Annotated in this window: 5 protein-coding genes and 2 riboswitches; of the genes, 2 read left to right on the plus strand and 3 right to left on the minus strand. The window is 72.3% G+C overall.

All coding sequences use genetic code 11. The annotated features are described in order from the left end of the window. Positions 1-49 precede the first annotated feature (49 nt). The 3 genes from A9O63_RS18850 to A9O63_RS18865 all read right to left on the minus strand — a co-directional run bounded on the left by A9O63_RS18850 (position 50) and on the right by A9O63_RS18865 (position 4384). The gene (locus tag A9O63_RS18850; protein ID WP_069333291.1) at positions 50-1504 is read right to left on the minus strand and encodes a cobyric acid synthase; all 1455 of its coding nucleotides are present in this window, start codon (positions 1502-1504) and stop codon (positions 50-52) included. Between the two features lie 40 nt (positions 1505-1544). Next, positions 1545-3107, minus strand: a complete 1563-nt coding sequence (locus A9O63_RS18855; RefSeq protein ID WP_069333286.1) for a cobyric acid synthase — start codon at positions 3105-3107, stop codon at positions 1545-1547. Positions 3108-3438: 331 nt separating this feature from the next. Beyond that, positions 3439-3654, minus strand: a riboswitch (cobalamin riboswitch). A gap of 52 nt (positions 3655-3706) precedes the next feature. Beyond that, entirely contained in the window at positions 3707-4384 is a 678-nt protein-coding gene (locus A9O63_RS18865) for an energy-coupling factor ABC transporter permease (RefSeq protein ID WP_069333288.1), read from the minus strand. A gap of 62 nt (positions 4385-4446) precedes the next feature. Then, positions 4447-4653, minus strand: a riboswitch (cobalamin riboswitch). Between the two features lie 102 nt (positions 4654-4755). Here A9O63_RS18865 and A9O63_RS18870 point away from each other — a divergent pair. Next, entirely contained in the window at positions 4756-5955 is a 1200-nt protein-coding gene (locus A9O63_RS18870) for a GTP-binding protein (RefSeq protein ID WP_069333289.1), read from the plus strand. Beyond that, the coding region (locus tag A9O63_RS18875; RefSeq protein ID WP_069333290.1) for a DUF6525 family protein at positions 5952-6133 on the plus strand (182 nt) is incomplete at its 3' end. The genes A9O63_RS18870 and A9O63_RS18875, both read left to right, overlap by 4 nt.

Here is a 6133-nt window from a genome sequence, read left to right on the forward strand (position 1 = left end):
GCCGGCCGTGGGTCGCACCCGGCCGGGGTCGGGAGGCACCCGCGGCAGGCTACCGCGCGAGGCCCAGCAGAGCGTCGAGATCGAGGTCCGCCTCGATCCCGTCCGCCAGCCGGTCGAGCATGGTCTCGATCCGTGCGGCGTGATCCTCGGCCGATCCGGCGCCGCCCAGGGCGCGAAGCCATTGCGCCCGGAAGGCACCGGAGCCGAAGATCCCGTGCAGATAGGTGCCGCCCACCCGGCCATCCGGTGAAAGAGCGCCCTCGGGCCGGCCGTCGAGGCTCAGCCAAGGGCGTCGAAGCCCCGCGCCGTCCGTCACCCCCATGTGCATCTCGTAGCCGCTCACCCGCGTTCCGCTGATCGCATCCAGTGCGGCGATCTCCGAGAGCCGCTTGGCCGGACCGATCGCGGTTTCCACATCCAGAAGTCCAAGGCCCTCGGTCTCGCCCGGCGGCCCCTCGATCCCGTCCGGGTCGCGCACCCGGCGCCCCAGCATCTGGAAGCCCGCGCAGATCCCCACCACGCGGCCGCCGCGGCGGATATGGGCGCGCAGGTCGATGTCCCAGCCCTCGGTCCGCAGGGCGTCCAGCGCGGCCCGCGTGGATTTCGAGCCCGGCAGGACCACCGCAGCGGCCTCGGCGGGAAGCGGATGGCCGGGGCGCACCCAGCGCAGGTCCACCCCCGGCTCGGCCGCGAGCGGGTCGAGGTCGTCGGCATTCGCCATCCGCGGCAGTTCGGGCACGGCTATGACGAGGCCGCGGCCCGGGGCCCGCGCCGCATCGAGCGCCAGCGAATCCTCGGCCGGCAGCGCGCGCGCCGCCTCGGACCAACGCAGGAGGCCCAGCACAGGCCATCCGGTCGCCTGCCGGATATCCTCGGCGGCGGGCGCGAAGATCGCGGGATCGCCGCGGAACTTGTTCACGATGACGCCGGCCACCCGTGCCCGCTCGGCCGGGGCCCAGAGCAGATGGTGCCCCAGAACCGCCGCCGTCACGCCGCCCCGCGAGTCGTCGGCCAGCAGCACCGCGGGCAGGTCGGCCGCCGTGGCAAGCCCCATGTTCGAGATGTCCTGCGGCCGCAGGTAGCGCTCGGCCCCGCTGCCCGCGCCCTCGATCAGCACCAGATCGCGCCCCTCGGACAGCCGGTCGAGGCTTTCCACCACGCGCGGCCGCAGGGCCGGCTTCCGCCGCTGGTAGTCGGCGGCCGAGAGCCGGGCATGAACCCGGCCCTGCACCACGACCTGCGCCGTCACATCCGTATCGGGCTTCAGGAGCACCGGGTTCATGTCGGTCACGGGCGCGAGCCCCGATGCGCGGGCCTGCAGGGCCTGCGCCCGCCCGATCTCGCCGCCGTCCACCGTCACGGCCGCATTGTTCGACATGTTCTGCGCCTTGAATGGGGCCACCTTCAGCCCCCGGCGGGCATAGGCGCGGCAAAGGCCCGCGACGAGCAGGCTCTTGCCCACGTCCGAGCCGGTGCCGAGCACCATCAGCCGCCGCGCCCTCATTGCGCGCGCCCCATCGCCCGGGCCCGCCGCACCCCGGCCCTCATCGCGCCAGCGCCAGCAGCGCGTCGAGGTCGAGGGTCGCCTCGAGATGGGCGGCCAGCGCATCGAGCGCCGCCTCGACCTGCGCCGCATGATCGAGCCCCGAGGCTTGGCCCCCCATGGCGCCCAGCCAGTGCGCGCGGAAGCCATCGGCCCCGAAGAGGCCATGGACATAGCTGCCCATCGCCCGCCCGTCGGCCGAGACCGCGCCCTCGGCCCGCCCGTCGAGGCTCAGCCACGGCCGGGCGAGGCCCGCGCCGGTCGTCACCCCCATGTGCATCTCGTAGCCGGTGACGCGGGTGTCGCTGAGGAGGTCGGTGGCCGACAGTGTCAGAAGCCGTTTCGACGGCCCGATGACCGTCTCGACATCGAGAAGGCCGAGGCCCGCCGTCTCGCCCGGAGGCCCCTCGATCCCGTCCGGATCGCACACCCTGTGCCCCAGCATCTGGAAGCCGGCGCAGATCCCCACCACCCGGCCGCCGCGGCGGTGATGGGCGCGGATGTCGGTGTCCCAGCCGTTCGCCCTCAGCTCCTCGAGCGCCTGCCGGGTGGTCTTGGACCCGGGTAGCAGCACCACGTCGGTGCCCTCGGGGATCGGCTCGCCGGGGCGGACCCAGCGCAGCTCCACCCCCGGCTCGGACGAGAGCGGATCCAGATCGTCGAAGTTCGCCACCCGGCTGAGCTGCGGCACCGCCACCCGCAGCCCCGCGCCCTCGCTGCGCAGGGGCCGGGCCAGCGCCAGCGCATCCTCGGCCGGCAGGAGGGTCGCCGCGTCGAACCAGCGCACCACGCCCAGAAGCGGCCAGCCGGTGTGGGCGGTCATCACCTCGCACCCCGGCGCATAGAGCGCGAAGTCGCCGCGGAACTTGTTGACGATATAGCCGCGGATGCGGGCGCGTTCCGTCTCGCTGTGGAGCATCCAGCTGCCGACCACGGCGGCCAGCGCGCCACCCCGGTCGTTGTCGGTCAGGAGCACCACCGGCAGGTCGGCCGCCTCTGCCAGCAGCATGTTGGCGATGTCCGACCGGCGCAGGTGCACCTCGGTCGCCGCCCCCGCGCCCTCGACGATCATCAGGTCGGCCTCGGCCGCCACGCGGGCGAAACTGTCGAGGATGGCCGGCATCATCAGCGGCTTCAGCTCGTGATAATGTTTCGCCGGCCAGTTCCCCAGCGCGCGGCCGCGCAGCACCACCTGCGAGCCGACCAGCGCCTGCGGCTTCAGCAGCACCGGGTTCATGTGGATCGAGGGCGGAACCCCCGCCGCCCGGGCCTGCAGCGCCTGCGCGCGGCCGATCTCGCCGAAATGCGGGCCCTCCGGTCCCGGCGGCAGGTCGCTGTCGGCGGCGACGGCCGCGTTGTTCGACATGTTCTGCGCCTTGAACGGCGCCACCTTCAGCCCCCGGCGGGCATAGGCGCGGCAGAGCCCCGCCACCAGAAGGCTTTTCCCCACGTCCGAGCTGGTGCCCTGGATCATCAGGGCGCGCGCGCGCCGCGGCGGGGGCGGGTCGAGCAGCGGCACGTCGATTTCGGGCAATGGCGGGCAGGTGTCGATACGGATGGTCATGGCGTCTCTGCGGCAATCAGGTGGAAGAAGCGGCCGGTGACAGGGCCCCGGCCGGAGCCCGTCCCGGGCATCGGGCCGCCCTCGGCCTCGGGGCCCGTCAGGCCGGTCGAAGAGGGGGCCTCATGCCCCGCATGGCGGGCGCCCGCGTCATGTCCGGGCCGTGGCGCGGCGATCGGTTGGCCGGGAGGGCGGCTTTCCTGTGGCATCGCCGCGCTGTCCGGCGCCCCTCGGGTCTTGTCCTCCTGCATCCGCACCTTCCCTGTCGGCCGGAGGGCATGCAGAGGCGGCGAGAGCCGGAAACCGGAACCCGTCGCCGGAACACCCCGTCCGGTGAGCTTCATCGTGGCTGGCAGGTCTCCCGGCTTGCGGATCCCGGGCCTGGGGCCCGACGGGCACCCCGCCTTCCCGGCCCCTGCGGGACCAGTGGCTTCGGGGCGCCCTCTCCGTTCACGGTCGCGGGGGCGGCTGCGCCGACGGCCCGCTTGGGGCCGCATCGCATTCCCTTTTCACCCGCTCGAAGGCGGGCACCAGCGTCCAAACGTCGTGCGCCGCGCCCGCATCCGGGTGCGGCGGAAGCGGCCCCGGCAGGGGCCGCCCGGTCAGGCCGAGTGATGCAGCCGGTGGGTGAAAAGCCCCGAACGGGCGAGGCCGCGCAGCGACTTGGCGCCGGCCAGCACCGCCAGATCCGCCAGCGGCTCGATCAGGATCACCAGCATGTAGGCGCTGCCGAAACTTGCGATGGCGGTCAGGTTCTCGGCGCCGAAGCCCTGACCGAGGAAGGCCCAGAAGGCCACCCAGGCCACCACGCCCCCCTGATAGGCGGTCGACAGCGCCAGTGCCTGACGATACTTCAGATCGACATAGGGCGTGTGGGGCGCGATGATCCGGCCGGCCAGCGCCTGCACGGCAAAGAGCGGCACCAGCAGCGTGGTCACGTTCATCCCGTATTGCGGCAGGTCGAAGGGCGCGAAGAACAGCCCCTGGATCAAGAGACCCAACGCCAGCCCGAAGGCCGCCGGCGCCGCGCCGAGGATCAGGAACAGGGTCGAGCCGAGGATCAGGTGAACCTCGGAGACGCCGACCGGATAGTGCGGAAGGATCTCGAAGAAGGCAAAGACCGCCGCCGTGGCAAGGGTGCTGCGCAGGGCGAGCGAGGCGAGGCCCGTGTCGCGCAGGGCCTCCCAGCCGAGCTTCAGCGCGTAGCCGCCCGCGGTCGCCGCGGTAGCATAGCCCACGATGGCCTTGGCTCCGGTCACCAGACCGGGTTCGATATGCATGTCGTCCTCCTGGCCGTCATCCCCGACGGCGTTTGGGGTTGGCCGGTCTCCCGGCAGGGGCGGCGCGGATGCGCCCGACGGCAGGTCTCCTGACTCGCGGGTCGTGGCCGGTCCCCGAACCTTCCCAGCCATGGGCCAGTGGTGTCCGTCGGGGCGGCTTGCCGCTCACAGTTGCGGGGGCAGTCGCGGCCTCGGGTTTCCCCTCACCGCGTTCCCTTTTCATCCCTCGGGCCTTGCGACCCTCGGGAACCGTCGCGCCATGGGGTGACAGACCGGGGGCGCCTCGTCAATGCGCCGACTGCCGCAGGCGCGTTGAGTCATGATATGTTATACTATATCAAATGCCCGACTCGACGCCACAGGAGCCCGCCTTGACCGATACCCGCCTTCCCGTGACCGTGCTCTCCGGCTTCCTCGGAGCCGGCAAGACCACGCTTCTGAACCACATTCTGGCCAACCGCGAGGGGCTGCGCGTGGCCGTCATCGTCAATGACATGTCGGAGGTGAACATCGACGCCGACCTTGTCCGGGCGGGCGGCAGCCTCTCGCGCGGCGAGGAACGGCTGGTGGAGCTGACCAACGGCTGCATCTGCTGCACCCTGCGCGACGACCTGCTGACCGAGGTGCGACGGCTGGCCGAGGAGCGCCGCTTCGACTACCTGCTGATCGAATCCACCGGCGTGTCCGAGCCGCTGCCCGTCGCCGCCACCTTCGAGTTCCGCGACGAGGCGGGCCGGTCGCTCTCGGACATCGCGCGGCTCGACACGATGGTGACGGTGGTCGATGCGGCCAACCTCACCCGCGACTTTTCGGCGCAGGATTTCCTGAAGGACCGTGACGCGGCGGTGGCGGAGGAGGATGAGCGCAGCCTTGTCCAGCTTCTGACCGAGCAGATCGAGTTCGCCGATGTGATCGTGCTGAACAAGGTCTCGAGCGCGACGCCCGAGCAGCTCGCCAGCGCGCGGGCCATCCTGCGGGCGCTGAATGCCGATGCCGCGATCGTCGAGACCGATCACGGCCGCGTCCCGCCGCGCGCCATCGTCGGCACGGGGCGGTTCAGCTTCGAGGCCGCGCACCGCCATCCGACCTGGGTCAAGGAGCTCTACGGCCACGCCGACCATGTGCCCGAGGATGCCGAATACGGCATCACCAGCTTCGTCTGGAGGGCCGAACGGCCGTTCGATCCCACGCGGATCGCCGCGTTCTTCGACACGCCGCTGCCCGGCGTGATCCGCGCCAAGGGCCATTTCTGGATCGCGACGCGCCCCGACTGGGCGGGCGAGTTCTCGGTGGCGGGGCCGATGGTGGAGGTGAAGGGGCTCGGCCTCTGGTGGGCGGCCGTGCCCGAGGCGCACTGGCCGCCCGAGGCGCACGAGCGGATGGCTGCGCGCGTGGCCGGAGAGTTCGGCGACCGGCGGCAGGAGATGGTCTTCATCGGGATGCTCGGGCAGATGAACCGGGCGCGGATCTCGGCCATGCTCGAGCGCTGCCTTGTCCCCGAAACCCGGTTCGCGCCCGAGGCATGGACGGCGCTGGAAGATCCGTTCCCGCGCTGGGGCCGCGCGGCATGAGGCGCAACCTGCGCACGGCGCTGCGCACCCGGGTCCGCGAGCATCCGATGCTGGCCCATGACCGCCTGCCGCCCGCGGCCCGGATCTGGGTGACGCAGGCGGTGCTGCCCTGGTCGGCGGCCTCGGTGCGGCGGATCTGGTCGCGCGCGCTGGCCCGCTCGGGCAGCGAGGCGGCAGC

The sequence above is a fragment of the Cereibacter johrii genome, assembly GCF_001720585.1.
Taxonomy (GTDB): Bacteria; Pseudomonadota; Alphaproteobacteria; order Rhodobacterales; family Rhodobacteraceae; genus Cereibacter_A; species Cereibacter_A johrii.

Coding starts and splice junctions, on each gene's coding strand:
- A9O63_RS18855 (WP_069333286.1), bottom strand. CDS start 3,107: ATGACCATCCGTATCGACACCTGCCCGCCATTGCCCGAAATCGACGTG.
- A9O63_RS18865 (WP_069333288.1), bottom strand. CDS start 4,384: ATGCATATCGAACCCGGTCTGGTGACCGGAGCCAAGGCCATCGTGGGC.
- A9O63_RS18850 (WP_069333291.1), bottom strand. CDS start 1,504: ATGAGGGCGCGGCGGCTGATGGTGCTCGGCACCGGCTCGGACGTGGGC.